Source organism: Polaromonas sp. (genome assembly GCF_018780625.1).
Classification (GTDB): Bacteria; Pseudomonadota; Gammaproteobacteria; order Burkholderiales; family Burkholderiaceae_C; genus Polaromonas.
The window spans coordinates 1-18,070 of sequence record NZ_JADMJK010000122.1 but is presented as its reverse complement, the minus strand read 5'-3'; the positions used below and the strand labels follow the sequence as shown (position 1 = coordinate 18,070).

Genomic DNA, 18,070 nt, shown 5'->3' with positions numbered 1-18,070 from the left:
CTGGTGGTATTTTTTGTCGTTAAAAGTCCCGCCGGCAGTCCGCTGTTTGCTGCCCGGTTTGACCCGTCGCTGGTGCTGCTGGCGTAGCTTGTCTGTGGGGCTGGCCGCCGCCGCGATTCCGGCCCGCAGCGCCGCGTGCATGGACCCGGTGCAGGCGCAAGCCTTCCATCAAGCGCATGCCCGTGCCATTCAGCAGTTTGGCCAATAAAGCCATCTCGCCATCCATCGCGCCCAAAAGGGACGCGACTTCGGCCTTGGTCAAAACAGAGGGAATTCGCCTGGGACGGGTCGGGCGCTGGACCTCGGTCAGCCAGGGCAAATTAATTGCCAGCACCTCGCGGTACAAAAACAGCAAGGCACTGAGCGCCTGATTGTGCGTTGACACCGACACTCTGCGCTCGTTGGCGAGCACAGTCAGAAACTGCGTCACCTCAGCACCGCCCATGCTACGGGGGTGCTGCATCTGCCCGTCACGCCCATGCCAGCGAACGGAAAAGCGAACCCAGTAGAGGTAAGCCTGCTCAGTTTTCAGACTATAGTGTTTGTAACGTAGCACCTCACTCACCTGCTCCAGCAGGCGCTTGGATTGGGGAAGATAGGCGACAGAGTTCATAGAATAAAAACCATGTATAAAAACACAGTATTTACGCCAAAAGACAAGATGTCAAGCGGGTTACCGGGCTTACGCTGGGTTAGTTGCAGTCTGGCGTTCGACTACTTCTTGCTTTCAGCTTTGCTTTCTCCACTAGTTGGACTAATAGTTCTACTCACTAAATCTAACTTGGCCGAAGAGGCGAGAAAGACACGGCTTCGCCGTGAAGATCAGGATCGGCAGATAGAAGCACTCAAATCCGTTCAGAATCCTGGGCCAGTTGTTCAAGCGGCAGCCGTAGAACTACCTGGATCGTCACATCTTGTGGCAGACGAACTCGAAAAGCTCGCTAATCTTCGAGACAAGGGCGTACTCAGTGATGAAGAATTTCAAGCCAGAAAGTCACTTCTCCTCAAGTGAGCCTGCCAGTTCGAGCTCCAGAGCGTGATCCTCAGCCATAACCTGCGATGACGCCTAACTCCTCGCTCACGCTGACCCGCTACAGCACCTGCCTCCGCGGGCAGCTTAGCTCGAACGTTGGAAGCCGAAATAGCACTCCCCTAATGAAGCCTTTAAAGGTATAATTTTTATACCATGTACGCATTTGAATTTGATGCCGCAAAAAGCGAATCTAATCGCACGAAGCATGGCATCGATTTCGAGGAGGCGCAGAGCCTCTGGAATGACCCGATGCTGCTGGAAATCCCAGCAAAAACTGATGATGAACCGCGGCTTCTCGTGATAGGGCTTATTGATGGGAAGCATTGGTCGGCCGTCATTACCTACCGTGGGGCCAATATACGATTGATATCCGTTCGTCGCGCACGCACAGAAGAGGTGGCACTTTATGAAAGCTAAAAAGTTCGAGCAACAATTTGACGATGGGGTCGACCTCACGGCTTCTTTGGACTTATCCAAAGCAAAGCGCGTGCTGCAGGAGCAAAAACGAGTGAATGTCGATTTTCCAACCTGGATGATTGACTCCCTGGATCGTGAAGCCAGCAAACTCGGGGTTACAAGGCAGTCTGTTATCAAAGTCTGGCTTGCCGAGCGTCTTGAGGCGACCACTTCTAACTTGCCGTTCCAACGGACGCGCGCAGGTGCCGCGCATCGCTGAACTCCACGTTAGGCCGCGCTGAAATCGGCCGGTTGACTGTTTGTATCCGATTGAATACAATTGGTCGTGTTCGCCATTCGCCAAACGGAAGCTGGCAGTTTAGGTGACTGGCAGCCAATTGAAGGCGAAGTTTCCGAATTGCGTGTTCACTATGGACCTGGCTATCGGTTGTACTTCGTTCGTCGTGGCCGAGTGATTGTGGTGTTACTTAATGCAGGCGACAAGTCAACTCAGAAGCGAGATATTCGTCGCGCAGTGAAGCTTGCCTCTGAACTCGGAGATGATCTATGACTAAAGCCCTCGCCCCAATGAAACTTATTGAGTTCGATGCTGCACGATATCTGAACGACGATGAGGCCATTGCTGAGTACATGACCGCTGTTCTTGAAACAAATGACCCTGATCTTCTTCTTTTAGCCCTTAGTGATGTGGCTCGCGCTAAAGGCATGGCGCAAGTCGCAAAGGATGCCGGTCTCGGTCGAGAAAGCCTTTACAAAGCGCTTGCGCCCGGTGCGAAACCTCGTTTCGATACCGTTATGAAGGTTGCGCGCGCGCTTGGGGTCAAGTTCACCGCCCAACCCGTGTAGGCCAACGCTGCGAAGGCGCGGCCTATCAAAACGTATGCTTGCAAACGGGCCGCCTCACGCCCCCTCAAACAAGCTTCCAACGTTCAAAATCTCATAAGCAATCTCCGGCCGCTGCTCCAGGCTGCGCTTGATGGCTGCCGGGATGGCCTGGCGGGTTTTTCGGCACAGGCCGGGCTGTTCGTGCACCAGGATCGTGATGCCGCGAAGGCTGCGGACTTCCTTGGCGCTGGCCTGGATGCTCAGGCGGATGCCGACCTGCTGCGCCATCCGGTCCTGCATATGCTGCAAATCTGCCAGGCTGCGCACATTTTCCAGCCGTTGCAGCAGCCGCTTCTCGTCCTCGCGGGTCAGTCGCAGCACGCGCAAGTCGCCAGCCGGGTTGGCCAGCAGGGCATCGCGCCCGCAGTTGCAGGCGCCGGGCGGGCATTCGGTGCGCAGGAGGAAAGCGGGCTGGTCAGGGGCCATAGGGTCAGGGGGGGGCAGGGGGTCGGGGAATTGCCCTCATTTTCACCGTTGACGATTTTCTGGTGGCTCGCCGGGTTGGTGCAAGCACAATAGCCTGAAAGCATGACTTCTTTAACCAGCCCCATCCTGCGCCTGACCGACATCCGCCGCAGCTACAACATCGGCACCGACGTGGAAACCGAAGTGCTGCACGGCATCAGCCTGGCCCTGCAGCAGGCCGAGTTCGTCGCCCTCAAGGGGCCGTCGGGTTCGGGCAAGAGCACGCTGCTCAACATCATCGGCCTGCTGGAGCGGCCGACCTCGGGCACGCTTGAAATCGCCGGTCAGCCAGCGCAGTCGCTGGACGATGCGGGGCTGACCCAACTGCGCGGCGCGACCATCGGCTTTGTGTTCCAGTTCCACCATCTGCTGCCGGCCTTTACCGCGCTGGAAAACGTGTTGATGCCGTCCATCATTGCCAACGGCACCGCTACTGCCGCAGCCGAAGCCAACGCCCGCGAATTGCTGGCCCGCGTCGGCCTGAAGGGGGCTGAATACAAGCGGCCTGGCGAGTTGTCGGGCGGCATGCAGCAGCGGGTGGCGATTGCGCGGGCGCTGTCGCTGCGGCCGCGCCTGATCCTGGCCGACGAGCCGACCGGCAACCTGGACACGGTGTCAGCCGACGAGGTGTTTGGCCTGCTGCGCGCGTTCAACCACGACCACGGCAGCGCCTGCCTGATCGTCACGCACGATGCGCGCCTGGCGGCGGGGTGCGACCGGATCATTGCGCTGGTGGACGGACGCGTGGTGTCTGGCTAAACCGGGGCTGATGTGACATCCTGATCGCGTTTCCTGCTACTTGAAGACGCTCGGCAACCAGAGCGACAACGCAGGGATGTAGGTCACCAGTGCCAGTGCGCCGATCAGCGCGACGTAGAACGGCTTCATCTCCCGAATGATGTCCGACAGCTTGGTGCGCGAGACCGAGCCGGCCACGAACAGCAGCACGCCCACCGGCGGCGTCAGCTGGCCAATCACCAGGTTGATCAGCAGCACAATGCCGAAATGCGTGAGGTCTATGCCGAAGGCGGTCAGCACGGGCAACAGGATGGGCACCAGGATGATCATGATCGCAATCGATTCCATCACCATGCCCAGCAGCAGCAGGGCAACATTCAGAATCAGCAGCAGCACCCAGGGATTCGACGTGAGGCCCTTGATCGCCTGCACCAGCATTTGGGGCGCCTGCTCGACGGCCAGGATCCAGCTGAAAGGGGCAGCCGCGGCCACGATGATGAGGACCACGGCTGTTTCCATGGCGGTGGTTCGCAAAATTCGCGGCAGGGCCTTGAACGACAGCGTCCGGTAAAAGAACGCGCCGACAACGAACGAGTAGGCGGCAGCCACACCTGCAATTTCAGTGGCCGTAAAGACACCGGCGCGAAAGCCGCCCAGGATCAGCACCGGCATCATCAGCGCCCAGAAGGCTTCCTTGAACGTGATCCAGAGGCGCGCGCTGGACATGCCGCCATCCTTGGGAAAATTCCGCTTGGCCGCAATGATGGCGACCACGATCATCATGCACACGGCCATCACCAGGCCCGGGATGATGCCGGCCCAGAACAGGTCGCCGAGCGAGGTGTTGGCCTGCCAGGCGTAAATCACCATCAGGATGGACGGCGGAATGATGGGCCCCATCGACGACGACGCGGCGCACAGGGCGGCGGCAAAGCCCTGCCCGCAACCGGCCTTGGTGAGCTGCGGCACAAAAATACGGGCCGATGCGGCGCAGTCCGCCACCGACGAGCCCGAGATGCCTGAAAGAAACACATTGCTGATCACCACGGACTGGGCCAGCCCGCCGCGGATGTGGCCGACGAAGGCGCGTGTCAGCGCAAACAGCCGGTCGCTGATGCCTGATTCGTTCATCAGGGCGCCGGCCAGGGTGAACAGCAGCACCGCCAGCAGCGGGAACGACTGCACGCCGGCGCTGATGCGCTGTGCGACCACGCCCAGCGGAATGTCGCCAGTGCCGATAACGGCAATCGCCGAGCCGGCCATTGCCAGAAAGATCGGCAAGCCGAGGATGAGCAGGGCGGTGAAGCCCAGAGCCAGAAAAAGCATGGTAGGTTTCCTACTGGAGAGATTCAAGTTCGCCCGCGAAGACGGCCGCAGCGCCGTGTTCGACCAGGATGCGGGCCATGTGCAGCAGCAGCAGCGCCAGACCGACTGGCAAGGCGCCGTCGAGCACGCCCTGCGACATTTCCAGCATGGGTGTCAAGGCGCCCAGCACTTCGGTGAAGTTGACCGTGGCCGACCACAGCAGTGCCACCACGGCGGCGGCACCTAGCGCCACGTTGATCCAGGTCACGAACCTGAACGACGGGCGCTTGAACAGGCCGCCCACCAGATCGACGCGAATGTGCATCCGGTGCCGGATGGCAGCGGCCGCGCCAATGAACATCAGCCAGGTGAACAAGGCAACAATCACTTCCTGGTCCCACGTCAGCGGGTCGTTCCAGAAGTAGCGGACCAGGACACCCACAAACACCAGCCCGGCGATTGCCGCATGCGCGGCGACCAGGAACCAGTCTTCGAGCGTGCCCACGGCGTCGTCCAGCTGGATCAGCCCGCGCGCCAGCGGACCGAGCGGCCGGGCGGTGCTGGCGCGCGCCTGCAGGGCGCTGGCTGCCCCCGAAGGGGCAGGGGGAAACGGTTTTATGGACGGCGTCGTCGCAACTTTGTTGTTCACCTTGGCGGTCCTTTAAACCAGCTTGCCGGTGTATTTTTCCAGTACGGCCCAGGCCTCGTCGCCAAACTTCTTGTGCCAGTCTGCGTAGAAGCCGGCCGAGCGCAGCTTCGCGCGGAACGGCTCGGCTTCGGCGTTGTTGAAGACCATGCCCTTGCCCTTGAGGTCGGCCTGCAAGTTGTCGTTCAGCGTCTTGACGTCGGCGCGCTGGTTCAGGCCGGCCGCGTTCACGTTGCGCGTGACAATCGCCTGCAGGTCCGCAGGCAGGCGCTCGAACGATTTCTTGTTGCCCAGGAACCAGAAACCATCCCACATGTGGTTGGTCATGGAGCAGAACTTCTGGACCTCGTTGAGCTTGGCCGTGGCAATGATGGCCAGCGGGTTTTCCTGGGCGTCGACCACCTTGGTTTGCAGCGACGAATACACCTCGGCAAAGTTGATGGTGGCCGGCGAGGCTTCGAAAGCCTTGAACATGGAAACCCAGAACGGGCTGGGCGGAATGCGGATCTTCATGCCCTTGAGGTCTTCGGGCTTGGTGATGGCGCGGGTGCTGGAGGTCATCTGGCGGTAGCCGTTGTCCCAGATCTTTTCGAAGGCAAAGAGCGTCGACGAGCCGGCGATCTGCTTGCGCACATGGGCGCCCAGGTCGCCGTCCATGGCGGCCCACACCTGGGTGTAGTCCTTGAATGCAAACCCCACGCCGCTGATCTGCGCGGCAGGCACCAGCGTGCCCAGAATCAGCGGTGACAGCGTGAAATAGTCCAGCGCACCCGAGCGTACCTGCGACAGCATGTCGGTGTCGTTGCCCAGCTGGTTGTTCGGATACACCTGGAAGTCGATCCGGCCCTTGGATTCTTCCTTGATTTTGGCGGCCATTTCGGCGGCCCGGATGTTCATCGGGTGCGTGACCGGCAGGTTGTTGCCGTACTTGACGGTGAACTCGGCCTTTTGGGCAAAGGCCGTGCCGAAGGGTGCGGCGAGTGCGGTGGCGCTGGCGCCAGCCAGTAAGTTGCGACGTGTGATGTTCATGAGATGTCTCCTGGTTTTATGGTGAACTGAAAAGGTTTAGCCGGCCGCCTGCGGCCGGCTTTCAAGGCGGCGCAGATACTCGGCGCGAATGTCTTTCTTGACCAGCTTGCCGTAGGCGCTTTTGGGCAGCGACGGCCAGAATTGTATGGTTCGCGGCCACTTGTATTTGGCCAGCAGCGGCTGCAAATGCGCCAGTATCTGTTCCGGCGCCAGCGGCGCTTGCGGGTCGCGCGCGGCCAGCACGGCCACCCCCAACTCGCCCCATTGCGCATCCGGCACGCCAAACACCACCGCTTCGGCAATGCCGGGCAGCGTCAGCAGCGCTTCCTCGATTTCGCGCGGGTAGACGTTGGAGCCGCCGGAAATGTACATGTCGGACGAACGGCCGGTGATGGTGACAAAGCCGCGCGCGTCCATGGTGCCCAGGTCGCCGGTATGAAACCAGCCGCCGCGAAACGCTTGCGCCGTGGCCTCGGGGTTGTTCCAGTAACCGGCAAACACGGCGGGGCCGCGCGTGCAGATGTCGCCCTGCACGCCCGTGGCGACCGGCCGGCACTGCTCGTCCAGCACGGCCACTTCCATGCCGCTGCGGGCTGTGCCGCAGGTGCCCAGCAGTGCGCCGCCGTCCTCCAGATGCTCGTCGGTGCGCAGCACCGTGATGTTTCCGGTGACTTCGCCCAGACCAAAGTACTGCACGATCACGGGGCCCAGTGCGGCCAGCGCCCGTTGCTGGTCGGCCTTGTACATCGGCGCACCCGCGTAAATCACGTGCTTGAGGCTGGAATGGTCAAAGCGCGCGGCAGCCGGGTCTTCGGCCAGGCGCTTGAGGATGGTGGGCACCGTGAAGAGGTTGGTGATGCGGTGCTTTTCGATGGCCTGGAAGGCCGCAGCGCAGTCCAGGCTTTCGCCGGGCAAGAGCACGCTGGCCGCGCCGCGTGCCACGTTGACCAGCGCGTGAATGCCGGCGCCATGCGACAGCGGCGCCACCACCAGCGAGGCCTCGTCATGGCGCAAGCCGGGCAGCAGGTCAGCCAGGTGGTTGGTCACGACAAAGGCCATTTGCCCGTGCGTCAGCACGGCGGCCTTGGGCCGCCCGGTCGTGCCCGAGGTGAAGAAAAACCACAGCGGATGGTGGTAGCTGACCTCCGCCGTTTCAAAGGGCGCGCTGTGCACCGACACGATGGCCTCGTAGGCCGGCTGGTCGGTCCTGAGCACGCGCAGCAGGGCAGGCGATTCGGCCATGACGGCCGCCACATGGTCATCGAAGGCGGACTGCGTGATCATCATTTCAGCGCCGCTGGATTTCGCAATGTAGGCCACCTCGGCCGGCGTGAGCCGGTAATTCACCGGCACCCACACGGCCCCCAGTTTGAAGGCCGCCCAGGCCGATTCGAACAGCGGCAGACCGTTGGCCAGCTGAACCAGGATGCGGTCGCCGGGGGCTATGCCCTGCGCCTGGAGGTGGTGGGCCAGCGCATCGACGCGGGCATTGATCTGCGACCAGGCGCAGGTGGCGTCGCCCTGGATAAAACCGGGACGGTCGGGGTATTTGCGGGCCGTCTGCGTCAGCAGGTTGCCCAGGTTCATGACCTGCGGCAGCCCTTGCGGCATGCCGGACAAGGCAGCGTGGGCCGGTGCGGCGGTGTTCATGCCGAGCGTTCCAGAATGCTGGCGTAGTTGGCCACGGCCACGCCCCCCATGTTGAACACGCCGGCCAGCCGGGCGCCGGGCAGCTGCATGTCGCCAGCCTCGTCGACCAGCTGCATGGCGGCCAGCACATGCTGCGAAACCCCGGTCGCCCCGATCGGGTGGCCCTTGGCTTTGAGCCCGCCCGACAAATTGATCGGCAGGCGGCCGCCGCGTTCGGTCTGGCCCTCGCGAATGATGGCTGCGCCCTGGCCCGGCGCGGCCAGGCCCATGGCTTCTACTTCCAGCAACTCGGCGATGGTGAAGCAGTCGTGCGTTTCCACCAGCGACAAGTCGTCCAGCGTGCAGCCGGCTTCGGCGAACGCGCGTTGCCAGGCGTGCTGCGCGCCTTCCAGCCGCAGGATGTCGCGGCGCGACACCGGCAGGTAATCGTTGACCTGCCGGGCGGCCCTGAATTGCACCGCGCGGCGAAAGCCGCCGGCCTTTAGCATTCGATCGCTGCACAGCACCAGCGCAGCGGCGCCGTCGCTGACCATCGAGCAGTCGGTGCGGCGCAGCGGGCCCGCCACAATCGGGTTTTTTTCGCTGACGGTGTTGCAGAACTCAAAGCCGAGGTCGCGCTGGACATGCGCGTAGGGGTTGGATACGCCGTTGTGGTGATTTTTGGCGGCAATGCGCGCCAGCGCGTCGCTGGCATCGCCGTAGGCGTCGAAATACTTCTGTGCAATGCCGGCGAACACGCCCGCAAAACCGGCGCTGGAGGTTTCTTCCCTGACATACGCGCACTTGAGCAGCACGTCGCCCACCTGCGCTGTGGGCAGTCCGTTCATGCGTTCGTAGCCCACCACCAGCACCACGTCGGCCGCGCCTGCGCGGATCGCCTGCAGGCCGGTGTAGATCGCCGCCGAGCCGGTGGCGCAGGCGTTTTCCACGCGCAGCGCCGGCTTGAAGCGCAGCCCGGGCTGGTCGTTCATGGCCAGCGACGAGGGGAAGTCCTGCTGGACAAAACCGCCATTGAAGGTGCCGATGATGACCGAGTCCACCTGCGCGGCCTCCAGCCCGGCATCTGCCAGCGCACCGCGCACCGCGTCGGCAATCAGTGTCTCGCTGTCGAGTCCGTCAAATTTTCCAAACTTCGAATGAGACCAGCCCACGATATGGACCGGTGCTTGGGGGGGTGATGCCACAAATGCTTTCTGAAGGTTTAATATGTGAACTGTTCGACGAAGTTTGCTGATCAGCTTGTCGGGCTTGCCGTGCAACTTTAGTGGGGTCACGTCTTGCTGGCACGGAGAATTCGCTTTGGTGTATAAAAACAGGTTCACTATGTGAGTCAAGTGGTTCGGGTTTTCCCGAGTCCATAGTTTGAAATATGAACCATTTAATCCACAACATGGCCCCCGATACACCGCTTCCCCCTGCGCATATTGAAGTCGCGGGCGCCCAGACCTTGCGGCGCGGCTTGTCGGTGCTGCGCCTTCTCACGCGCATTGGCCCCGGCGGCTTGCGCATGGGCGAGATTGGCCGGCGGCTGGACCTGAACAAGGCCACCGCCATCCGCCTGACGCGCACCCTGGTGGACGAGGGTTTTGTGCTGCATGACCGCAGTTCGGGCTGCTACCGCCTGGGGCCCGAGGCCTTTGCCGTCGGGCTGGCCGCCGAGCCGAGTTATGAATTGCAGCGCCTGTCCGCGCCCATCCTGCGGGCGCTGGCGCTGGAGTCGGGCGACACGGTCTTTTTCACCGTGCTGCACGGCTATGAAAGCATCTGCCTGTCGCGCCATGAGGGCGATTTTCCGATTCGCAACCAGCTCATCAAGCCCGGCGACCGCTGGCCCCTGGGGGTGGGCGCGGGCGCCTGCGCCATCCTGACGGCGCTGTCCGATGTCGAGGTCGCCGATGTGCTGTCGCGCAACGCCGCGCTGCGGGCAGAGCGCTTTCCGCGCTGCACCGACGAGACGCTCTGGCAGCTGATCCGCGAGACCCGCGACAAGGGCTATTGCACGCAGCCCGGCCTGGTGATCGAGGGCAGCTGGGCAGTGGGCGTTCCGGTGTTCGATGCCAACAACCGCCCGGTGGCCTCCATCAGCATAGGCGCCATCGAAAGCCGGCTTGGCACGGCCAGGGCCGCGGCGCTGGGCAACCGGCTGATGCAGGCCAGCCGCGAACTGACGGCCCTGCAGGCCGAGGCGGCCTAGCGCGCCCTGGTGAGCGCTTTGGGCAAATAGCCGATGAACGCGCGCACAGCGGGGGCGTCGTCCTCGGTGCGCCAGGCCACGCCGGTTTCCACCGGCGTGCGGTCCCCGCGCAGCGGCCGGTACACCACGCCTTCGCGGTGCAGCACCTCGACGCACGCCGGCACCAGCGCCACGCCAATGCCGCCCGACACCAGGCTCACGATGGTGTGCATTTGCCGCGCCGGAAAGATGCGCGGACTGAAGCCGTGGCGCATGCAGGTGCTCACCACGGTGTCGAACATCATGGGGCCAAAGTGGCGCTCGAACGTCAAAAACTGTTCATCCGCCAGCCGCTCCAGCGGGACGCGGGCCAGGTGCGCCAGCCGGTGCTGCTGCGGCAGTGCAATGATCAGCGGGTCCCGGTTGGTCGCCCGGTAGGTCAGGGTGGCCGGCAGCAGCGGCGACGCAAAGATGCATCCCACGTCCAGCGTGCCGGACTCCAGGTCGCCCAGGATCTGGTCCGTGGTGGACTCATGCAGCGAGATGCGCACCTCCGGAAAGTCCGTGGTGAAGCGGCGCAGCACGTCGGGCAGAAAAGAGTAGGCCGCCAGGCTGATGAAGCCGACCGACAACGAGCCGCCGTGGCCGCGCGCCGCGTTGCCCGCATGCTGGCGCATGGACTCGGTGCGGGCCAGCACGGCGCGGGCGTCGCGCAGCGCCTCCTCGCCGCCGGGCGTGAGCTGGATATGGCGCGACGTGCGCTCAAAGAGGCGCAGGCCAAGCTCGGTTTCAAGCTCCTTGATCGCCAGGCTGACCGGCGGCTGCGACAGGTGCAGGCGCTTGGCGGCGCGGCCAAAGTGAAGCTCTTCGGCAACCGCAACCAGGCAGCGTAGGTGACGTAGTTCCATTGACAGGAATTCTAAATCAATCGATCTGAAAATAAGACTTTTGCAAATGGTTGAGATTGCCTAGACTGTGCGCCAGACCCACAGGCTGCCCGAGCGATCCTCGGCAAAAGCCGGCATTGTTTATCACAAGCAAACAGGAGACAACACCATGAGCCACACCCTGCCCAAGGGCAGCCGCCCACGCACGCTGGTGCATCCGGGCCCGCTGGACCCGATCCGGATCCGCAGCCTGCATTCACGCCGTGGGCGGCACATCCGGCTGATGCTGCAGCCCGGGCTGAGCTTGTTTGATGCCCTGGTGGCGCCGCTGGGTGCCATGGGCATCCGGAACGCCTCGACTACCCTGCTGGGCGGGGTCTTTTCCCGGCTGCAGTACTGCGTGGCACCGCCCGATCCTTCCGGCCAGTCGGTCGCTGCCTACAGTGCGCCCATCGACGGCGGGCAAGCCTTCATGATTTTTGGCAATGCCACGCTGGGCAAGAGCGCGCAAGGCGCCGCACTGGTTCATTGCCATGCGGCGATCCGGACCGCCGCCGGCCTGGTCAGGGGCGGCCATATCCTGGCCAGTCAAAGCATCGTCGGCCCCGAGCCTATTGCGGTGCTGGTCACCTCGCTGGACGACTTCGAGCTGCGCGTGTGCTACGACCCTGAAACCAATCTGTCCTTGCTGCAACCCCGGCAGGAGATGGCGCATGCATAGCGCGGCCTTTGTCGAGAGCGGCGCCATGGGCCGGGTGGCCTACGCACGCATCGCACCCAATGAGGACCTGGTCCAGGGGGTGGAGCAACTGTGCCTGGCGCACGGCTTCAGGAACGCCTTCGTGCGTGGCGCGCTCGGCAGCCTGGTCGACGCCTGCCTGCGCCGCCAGGACGGCAGCGCGCAGCAGATCCGGGGGCCGGCGGTGGAGATTGTCAGCCTCGCCGGCGAGATCCGCGCGCAGGCCGACGGATCGCTGCAGGCCTGCCTGTCGGGCGTGGTCGCCGACCCCGAAGGCAATGTTTTTGGCGGCGCCTTTGTGGCGGGCCAGAACCCGATCTGCATGACCTTTGAGGTCACGCTGGAAGAATGGCTGCCGGACAGCGCCGCCTGAAAATCAATCAAGTCATTCGAATTTTTTACAACCAACCCGCTTTTTAAGGAGCATTCATGACAGTCCCTATTGAATCAAGCCCGGTCGCCGTGATCACCGGCGGCGCACGCGGCATCGGCCTGGCCATTGGCCAGTGGTTTTTGGCGCACGGCCACCGCGTCGCCCTGATCGACATCGATGCCGATACGCTGGCCAAAACCGACGCCGCGCTGAACGACCCCCAGCATGTCCTGGCCGTGCACTGCGACGTGTCCAACCCCCAGCAGGTGCAAGCGGCCGTCGACCAGATCGCAGCCACTTTTGGACGCATCGACGCGCTGGTGAACAACGCGGGCGTGGCGGTTTTCAAGCCCATCGCCGAGACCAGTTTCGAGGAATGGCGCCATGTGCTGGGAACCAACCTGGACGGCGCGTTTTTGTGCACCCAGGCCTGCGCGCCAGTGATGATCAAAAGCGGCGGCGGCAGCATTGTCAATATTGCCTCCATCTCGGGTTTGCGCGCCAGCACGCTGCGCGTCGCCTACGGCACCAGCAAGGCCGCGCTGATTCACCTCACCAAGCAGCAAGCGGTTGAGCTGGGCAACGTGGGCATCCGCGTGAACGCCATCGCGCCCGGCCCGGTAGAGACCGAAATGGCCAAGCTGGTCCACAGTGTGGCCATCCGCTCCGACTACTACGACGCGATTCCGCTGAACCGCTATGGCACCACCGATGAAATCGCGTCGGTCGTGGGCTTCCTGTGCAGCCCTGCCGCCAGTTATGTCAACGGCCAGTTCCTGGCGGTCGACGGCGGTTTCGACTCGGCCGGTGTCGGCCTGCCCACGCTGCGAAGCCGGGCCGCCTAGGCGCGCGGGTCAACGGGCGTTGGCCGCCGGCAGCAAGGTATCGCGCTGCTGGCCCACCGCCACGCCGCGCAAAAACTCCACCAGCGCGCGGTCGGCGTCCAGGCTGGCGGCCAATACGCCCGCCTGCACCATGTCGCGGCTGGCGCCCAGGCCGGTTTGCAGCGTGGTGGCCTGCTGGGTCCAGCGCTTGGCCTGCCCCCTGGGCAGCAGCGGGCGCAGCGCTTCCACGCCGTAGCGCAGGCGCTTGGCCAGAATGCGGGCGCGGTGCTGGCGGTCCGGATTCGAGGCGTCCTTGAGGGCCCGCTCCAACTGCGCGTGCAGGCGCGTGATGCGGCGCCTGGCCCAGCGCCGCAGCTGCGTTTTCTGGCGGCCCTTGACGGCGGGGACGTTGGCTCCGGGCAGGGTCTCCAGCCATTCGGTGGTCGCCAGCAGGGCCGAACCCAGCGCCGGTGCCTCAAGCGCATAGCGCACCGATTTGCGCTGCAGCGCGGCCGCTTGCGCCAAGGCCTGGTCCAGCGCCTGCCACTTGGCAGCGCGACTGGCGTCACCGGCCGCGTAGGCCTCGGCCAGCGGCGGCAAGGTGTCGGTCCGGGCCACGTCCAGATCCCGTAACGCGCCCATGAAAGACAGCAGCGGCTTCAGCGCCTGCCATGAGGGCAGGGGGTGCGCCGCCAGGGCGGGCCTGAACAGCCGCAGCGCGCTTCTGAAGCGGCGCCAGCCGACGCGGGCCTGGTGCACCACCTCGGGGTCGTCCGAGCTGCGCAGCGTGTCCAGGTTGGTGGTGAACTGGGCAAACATTTCGCGCAGCACGCACTGCGCGGCATCGCTCAAGGCCATGCCGGGCGCCAGCGCCGGCGGCTGGGCGCGCCGGGGCAGCGCCAGCGTGCCAAGCGCCAGGGCATAGCCGCGCTCGGCCTTGCTGGTGTTGGCTGGCAGCACGGCCACGCTGCGCGCAATTTGGCGGGCCACGTCGAACAGCGCGCCCGGCGGGCCCGCCAGCAGTTCAAGCTCCAGTTCACAAATGGGGGTGCGCTGCTCGCCCAGCCCGACATGGCCAATGTCCAGCGCCACCTCGACCACGCTGTGGTCACGCTTGCGAACGGTCCAGCGGGTGCGCTCAAAGTCGGTCGCAAAGCACGGCGCCAGCGCCTTGAAAACACTGCCGTCCGGGTCCAGCCCTGACCACGGCGTGGCCTGCAGCGCCTGCCATGACAAGGCCGGGCCGGGCACGGGCGCCTCCCATTCACCGCGCTGGCTCAGCGCCGAGTCACTGCGCCCGCCCATCTTCAGGGTTTGCAGCCACTGCGGGCTGGCCTCGCTGCCGACGCGGCGCAGCCGCAAGGCCACCCGCGCCTGGTGCAGCAGTTGCCCGGGGGTGTCGAAATAGATGTTGTGCAGCGGCAGTTGCGTAGGCTTGCGGCGCGCCAGCAAGGGCGTGCGGGCCAGCTGCTCTGCCAGCGCCGTGGGCGCGCGCGTGGGCAGCGCGAGCTTGAGTTCAATTTCTTCAGGCTGCTGGGGCGGTGGTGGATTTTTCATGGCGGGCCATCCGGTCGTGTTTCATGCAGCGTGGGGCCGCTGCGCCCAAAAGTCCAGCGCTTAGCTTCCCGGCAGTTGAGCCGGCGCAAGGGGACAAGCCGCGCTCAAAGCGTGAAGATCTTGCCCGGGTTCATGATGTTGTGCGGGTCCAGCGCGCGCTTGATGCTGCGCATCATGGCCACCGCGCCGTCGCCGGTCTCGGCCACCAGAAAATCGATTTTTCCCAGACCGATGCCGTGCTCGCCGGTACAGGTTCCTTCCAGCCGCAGTGCGCGCGCCACCAGCTGGTGGTTCAGCGCTTCGGCCACTTCGCGCTCCTGGGGCTTGTCAGGGTCGATCAGGTAGCCAAAGTGAAAGTTGCCGTCGCCCACATGGCCGACGAGCAGGTAGGGAATGCCGCTGGCGTCGGCTTCGGCCACAGATTCGAGCAGGCAGTCGGCCAGCCGTGAAATCGGCACGCAGGTGTCGGTGGAGATGGCGCGGCAGCCGGGCTTGCTCTGGATGGCGGCAAAGTAGGCGTTGTGCCGGGCCGTCCAGAGGCGCGTGCGCTCTTCGGGTGTGCTGGCCCATTCAAAGGCATTGCCACCGTGGCCGCTGGCCAGTTCCTGAACCAGTTCGGCTTGCTCCTTCACGCTGCCGGGCGTGCCATGAAACTCCATCAGCAGCAGCGGTTCCTCGCGCAGGCCGAGCTTGCTGTGGGCGTTCACCATGCGCACGGTCTTGGCGTCCACCAGCTCCACGCGGGCAATGGGCACGCCCAGCTGGATCACTTCAATCGTGGTGCGCACGGCCGCTTCAATGCTCGGAAACGAGCAGATCGCCGCCGAAATCGCCTCGGGCAGGGGGTAGAGCCTGACCGTGACTTCGGTGATCACGCCCAGCGTGCCTTCGCTGCCCACCATCAGGCGTGTCAGGTCGTAGCCGGCCGATGATTTCTTGGCGCGCGTGCCGGTGCGGATCACCTCGCCGCTGGCCGTGACGACTTCGAGCGCCAGCACGTTTTCGCGCATGGTGCCGTAGCGCACGGCGTTGGTGCCGCTGGCACGCGTGGCGCTCATGCCGCCCAGCGTGGCGTCGGCGCCCGGGTCAATCGGGAAAAACAGGCCGGTGCTTTTGACCGCCTCGTTGAGCTGCTTGCGCGTCACGCCCGGCTGCACCGTCACCGTCAGGTCGTCCGCGTTGATGGACAGCACCTGGTTCATGCGGCTCACGTCAACGCTGATGCCGCCTTGCACCGCCAGCAGGTGGCCTTCGAGCGAGGTGCCCACGCCAAACGGAATCACCGGCACCCGGTACTGGCTGGCCAGCTTCACGGCGTCGGCCACGTCTTGCGTGCTTTCGGCAAACACCACGGCAGCGGGCGGCGGCGCCGCAAACGAGGACTCGTCGCGGCCGTGCTGCTCGCGCACCACCAGGGCCAGCGAGCAGCGCTCGGCAAAACGCGCTTTCAGCGCCTCCAGCAGGGCCGGTGGCGTGTCGCGCAGACGGATTTCGGGCAGCAGGTGGTCGGGCAGGGGTGCGTTCATGTGGGGTCTCCAGGGCTAGCGCGCAGTTTACGGCCTGCGGCTGCCCGGGAGCGCTCAGGACCCGGCGGCTTGACGAAATTCGTCGGGCGAAAGAAAGCCGTCGCTGTTGCGGTCCAGTTGCTCAAACCGATGGGTCAACGCCGGGAAATGCTCGATTTCCTGGCGGCTCAACTGGCCGTCCCGGCTGGCGTCGGCCCGCTTGAAGGCGGCTTCCAGATCGTGGTGGGGTGCCTTGTTCGGCGGAATGGCGACCGACGTGACCGACATCGCCCTTTGCGAAGGCGGGCTGTAGGCGGGGGACGTTTGGGCCCGCGCCGAATGGGCCGCGCCCATGACCAGCGCGGCCAACAGCAGCACACTGCTAATTTCAAAGTTGGGAATAGAATGTTTTGACAAGCGTTTGACAGTTGCGGACACGGACATGCGAAGAGCCATCGGGGTTGAACAAGCGCTGATTGCACCGCAGACCGCCCGCCGCCGCCAGCAGTTTTGCAGGGTGTTTCCTTGCTCACAGGCGGGCGCATTGCCACACATTTTCTTGCCCTGGGTAACTTCGGTAACGGGCCTTCCCGGGGCGTTCGGACAACATCACTTTTCTGCCTGCAACGCAGCACCACACCATGGCCAACAGACTCTCGCAAATCGCCACCCGCACCGGCGACAACGGCACCACCGGACTCGGCGACAACACCCGCGTGTCCAAGAACAGCCTGCGCGTGCATGCCATGGGCGAGGTGGACGAGCTCAATTCGCATATCGGCGTCCTGCTGTGCGAGGACATGCCGCCCGAGGTGCGCACGCTGCTGGTGGAAATCCAGCACCAGCTGTTCAACCTGGGCGGCGAGCTGTCGATTCCGGGGTTTGAACTGCTCAAGCCCGAGTCCGTGCTGGCGCTGGACGAGGCGCTGGCCGCGCACAACGAACAGCTGCCGCGCCTGCAGGAATTCATCTTGCCGGCCGGCACGCGCGGCGCCGCGCAGGCCCATGTCTGCCGCACCGTGGCGCGCCGCGCCGAGCGCGCCGTGGTGGCGCTGGGCAACGAGGAAGCGCTGAAGGACACGCCGCGCCAGTACCTGAACCGCCTGAGCGATTTGATGTTTGTGCTGTCGCGCGTGCTCAACCGCATGCATGGCGGGGACGATGTGTACTGGAAGAGCACGCGCCTGGCCAGCATGGACAAAGAGGCGTGAGGCTGGCAGGCGCTGAACGGTGACTGAAAAAGCGGCGAACACGCTCGCCGGGTAGCGCTAAAACGCTGGCGTGCTCAGGATTCTTTCAGTCCGGTTCCTGAGAGGATGACCTCGGCCGCGCTGTTGATATCCAGCGCCAGCGCCCTCTTGGCTGCAGCACCGTCCCCGGCGCGCAAGGCATCCACCAGCGCGCGGTGGGCGGCAACCGAGGGCAGGTCCGATCGTCGCCTTGAAGCGCTATTGCGCAAGTCCAGGTTGAGCACCGGTCCTATGCGGAGCCACAAACCTTCGATCAGGCTGCTCAGCGCCGGCATTTGCGCCGCGGCGTAGGCCGTGAAGTGAAATTGCTTGTTGATTTGAATGATCTGATTGACGTCGGGCTCGCCCAGCGACATTTCCCGGCAGAACGCTTGCTCCAGTTCGGCGAGCCTGGCCAGCTGCGCTGCGGTGATCAGTTTCGCGGCTGTTTCAATGGCGAGTCCTTCGACCACCAGCCTGATGACGACGAGCTCCCGAAACCCGGAACGCGTCATGACGGGGACGCGCACGGATTTGTTGGGCAGGATTTCAAGCGCATTGTCAGCCGCCAGCTTGTTGATGGCTTCACGTACCGGCATGGCGCTGGTGCCCAGC

23 protein-coding genes are annotated in these 18,070 nt (G+C 64.1%); 11 read left to right on the top strand and 12 right to left on the bottom strand.

Annotated features, from left to right (window positions below):
* Nucleotides 1-19: 19 nt before the first annotated feature.
* Nucleotides 20-613 (bottom strand): phage integrase N-terminal SAM-like domain-containing protein, encoded by a 594-nt coding sequence (locus IV091_RS11075; RefSeq protein WP_293468626.1) that lies wholly within the window; start codon nucleotides 611-613, stop codon nucleotides 20-22.
* 12 nt (nucleotides 614-625) lie between these two features.
* Between IV091_RS11075 and IV091_RS11070 the strand changes: the two genes are divergently transcribed.
* The 5 genes from IV091_RS11070 (at nucleotide 626) to IV091_RS11050 (ending at nucleotide 2,296) form a co-directional block, all read left to right on the top strand.
* Nucleotides 626-1,012 carry an SHOCT domain-containing protein gene (locus IV091_RS11070; protein ID WP_293468624.1) on the top strand — a complete coding sequence of 129 codons (387 nt, stop codon included), beginning with the start codon at nucleotides 626-628 and terminating at the stop codon, nucleotides 1,010-1,012.
* 174 nt (nucleotides 1,013-1,186) lie between these two features.
* Complete coding sequence (locus IV091_RS11065; RefSeq protein ID WP_293468622.1) at nucleotides 1,187-1,450, top strand: BrnT family toxin; 264 nt, start codon at nucleotides 1,187-1,189, stop codon at nucleotides 1,448-1,450.
* Complete coding sequence (locus IV091_RS11060; protein ID WP_293468620.1) at nucleotides 1,440-1,709, top strand: CopG family transcriptional regulator; 270 nt, start codon at nucleotides 1,440-1,442, stop codon at nucleotides 1,707-1,709. The genes IV091_RS11065 and IV091_RS11060 overlap by 11 nt, the downstream gene beginning before the upstream one ends.
* Before the next feature lie 66 nt (nucleotides 1,710-1,775).
* Nucleotides 1,776-2,000 carry a type II toxin-antitoxin system RelE/ParE family toxin gene (locus IV091_RS11055; RefSeq protein ID WP_293468619.1) on the top strand — a complete coding sequence of 75 codons (225 nt, stop codon included), beginning with the start codon at nucleotides 1,776-1,778 and terminating at the stop codon, nucleotides 1,998-2,000.
* Nucleotides 1,997-2,296 (top strand): addiction module antidote protein, encoded by a 300-nt coding sequence (locus IV091_RS11050; protein ID WP_293468617.1) that lies wholly within the window; start codon nucleotides 1,997-1,999, stop codon nucleotides 2,294-2,296. The genes IV091_RS11055 and IV091_RS11050 overlap by 4 nt, the downstream gene beginning before the upstream one ends.
* A gap of 54 nt (nucleotides 2,297-2,350) precedes the next feature.
* Here the strand turns inward: IV091_RS11050 and IV091_RS11045 are convergent, their stop codons facing one another.
* Entirely contained in the window at nucleotides 2,351-2,761 is a 411-nt protein-coding gene (locus IV091_RS11045) for a hypothetical protein (RefSeq protein ID WP_293468615.1), read from the bottom strand.
* A 102-nt stretch (nucleotides 2,762-2,863) separates the two neighbouring features.
* Between IV091_RS11045 and IV091_RS11040 the strand changes: the two genes are divergently transcribed.
* Nucleotides 2,864-3,559: an ABC transporter ATP-binding protein gene (locus IV091_RS11040; RefSeq protein WP_293468613.1), complete on the top strand. Its 696-nt coding sequence runs from the start codon at nucleotides 2,864-2,866 to the stop codon at nucleotides 3,557-3,559.
* A 36-nt stretch (nucleotides 3,560-3,595) separates the two neighbouring features.
* On the opposite strand, the gene IV091_RS11035 is transcribed toward IV091_RS11040, so the two are convergent.
* From IV091_RS11035 to IV091_RS11015, 5 genes are read right to left on the bottom strand one after another with little or no spacing between them, the layout of a single operon-like run.
* On the bottom strand, nucleotides 3,596-4,864 hold the full coding sequence (locus IV091_RS11035; RefSeq protein WP_293468611.1) for a TRAP transporter large permease: 1,269 nt from the start codon (nucleotides 4,862-4,864) through the stop codon (nucleotides 3,596-3,598).
* A gap of 10 nt (nucleotides 4,865-4,874) precedes the next feature.
* Entirely contained in the window at nucleotides 4,875-5,492 is a 618-nt protein-coding gene (locus tag IV091_RS11030) for a TRAP transporter small permease subunit (protein WP_293468609.1), read from the bottom strand.
* A gap of 12 nt (nucleotides 5,493-5,504) precedes the next feature.
* Nucleotides 5,505-6,518 carry a TRAP transporter substrate-binding protein gene (locus tag IV091_RS11025; RefSeq protein WP_293468607.1) on the bottom strand — a complete coding sequence of 338 codons (1,014 nt, stop codon included), beginning with the start codon at nucleotides 6,516-6,518 and terminating at the stop codon, nucleotides 5,505-5,507.
* A 36-nt stretch (nucleotides 6,519-6,554) separates the two neighbouring features.
* A complete protein-coding gene (locus tag IV091_RS11020; RefSeq protein ID WP_293468605.1) occupies nucleotides 6,555-8,168 on the bottom strand; it encodes an acyl-CoA synthetase in 1,614 nt (537 codons plus the stop codon).
* The gene (locus IV091_RS11015) at nucleotides 8,165-9,352 is read right to left on the bottom strand and encodes an acetyl-CoA acetyltransferase (protein WP_293468603.1); all 1,188 of its coding nucleotides are present in this window, start codon (nucleotides 9,350-9,352) and stop codon (nucleotides 8,165-8,167) included. Before IV091_RS11015 ends, IV091_RS11020 begins: the two co-directional genes overlap by 4 nt.
* A 206-nt stretch (nucleotides 9,353-9,558) precedes the next feature.
* On the opposite strand from IV091_RS11015, the gene IV091_RS11010 reads away from it, so the two are divergent.
* Nucleotides 9,559-10,362 (top strand): IclR family transcriptional regulator, encoded by an 804-nt coding sequence (locus tag IV091_RS11010; protein ID WP_293468602.1) that lies wholly within the window; start codon nucleotides 9,559-9,561, stop codon nucleotides 10,360-10,362.
* Here IV091_RS11010 and IV091_RS11005 read toward each other — a convergent pair.
* Nucleotides 10,359-11,249: a LysR substrate-binding domain-containing protein gene (locus IV091_RS11005; protein WP_293468600.1), complete on the bottom strand. Its 891-nt coding sequence runs from the start codon at nucleotides 11,247-11,249 to the stop codon at nucleotides 10,359-10,361. The two genes, IV091_RS11010 and IV091_RS11005, sit on opposite strands and share 4 nt — an antisense overlap.
* A gap of 148 nt (nucleotides 11,250-11,397) precedes the next feature.
* On the opposite strand from IV091_RS11005, the gene IV091_RS11000 reads away from it, so the two are divergent.
* The 3 genes from IV091_RS11000 to IV091_RS10990 are packed head-to-tail and all read left to right on the top strand — an operon-like array spanning nucleotide 11,398 to nucleotide 13,185.
* Nucleotides 11,398-11,949, top strand: a complete 552-nt coding sequence (locus IV091_RS11000; protein ID WP_293468598.1) for a DUF296 domain-containing protein — start codon at nucleotides 11,398-11,400, stop codon at nucleotides 11,947-11,949.
* Nucleotides 11,942-12,340, top strand: a complete 399-nt coding sequence (locus IV091_RS10995) for a PPC domain-containing DNA-binding protein (protein ID WP_293468596.1) — start codon at nucleotides 11,942-11,944, stop codon at nucleotides 12,338-12,340. The genes IV091_RS11000 and IV091_RS10995 overlap by 8 nt, the downstream gene beginning before the upstream one ends.
* 56 nt (nucleotides 12,341-12,396) lie before the next feature.
* Complete coding sequence (locus tag IV091_RS10990; protein ID WP_293468594.1) at nucleotides 12,397-13,185, top strand: SDR family oxidoreductase; 789 nt, start codon at nucleotides 12,397-12,399, stop codon at nucleotides 13,183-13,185.
* A gap of 9 nt (nucleotides 13,186-13,194) precedes the next feature.
* On the opposite strand, the gene IV091_RS10985 is transcribed toward IV091_RS10990, so the two are convergent.
* The 3 genes from IV091_RS10985 to IV091_RS10975 all read right to left on the bottom strand — a co-directional run bounded on the left by IV091_RS10985 (nucleotide 13,195) and on the right by IV091_RS10975 (nucleotide 16,643).
* Nucleotides 13,195-14,721 carry a CYTH and CHAD domain-containing protein gene (locus tag IV091_RS10985; protein WP_293468592.1) on the bottom strand — a complete coding sequence of 509 codons (1,527 nt, stop codon included), beginning with the start codon at nucleotides 14,719-14,721 and terminating at the stop codon, nucleotides 13,195-13,197.
* 104 nt (nucleotides 14,722-14,825) lie between these two features.
* Nucleotides 14,826-16,247 carry an FAD-linked oxidase C-terminal domain-containing protein gene (locus tag IV091_RS10980; protein ID WP_293468590.1) on the bottom strand — a complete coding sequence of 474 codons (1,422 nt, stop codon included), beginning with the start codon at nucleotides 16,245-16,247 and terminating at the stop codon, nucleotides 14,826-14,828.
* A gap of 54 nt (nucleotides 16,248-16,301) precedes the next feature.
* Nucleotides 16,302-16,643 carry an EF-hand domain-containing protein gene (locus IV091_RS10975; protein ID WP_293468588.1) on the bottom strand — a complete coding sequence of 114 codons (342 nt, stop codon included), beginning with the start codon at nucleotides 16,641-16,643 and terminating at the stop codon, nucleotides 16,302-16,304.
* Between the two features lie 224 nt (nucleotides 16,644-16,867).
* On the opposite strand from IV091_RS10975, the gene IV091_RS10970 reads away from it, so the two are divergent.
* Nucleotides 16,868-17,437 (top strand): cob(I)yrinic acid a,c-diamide adenosyltransferase, encoded by a 570-nt coding sequence (locus IV091_RS10970; RefSeq protein WP_293468586.1) that lies wholly within the window; start codon nucleotides 16,868-16,870, stop codon nucleotides 17,435-17,437.
* Nucleotides 17,438-17,511: 74 nt separating this feature from the next.
* Here the strand turns inward: IV091_RS10970 and IV091_RS10965 are convergent.
* The coding region (locus tag IV091_RS10965) for a GntR family transcriptional regulator (RefSeq protein ID WP_293468584.1) at nucleotides 17,512-18,070 on the bottom strand (559 nt) is incomplete at its 5' end.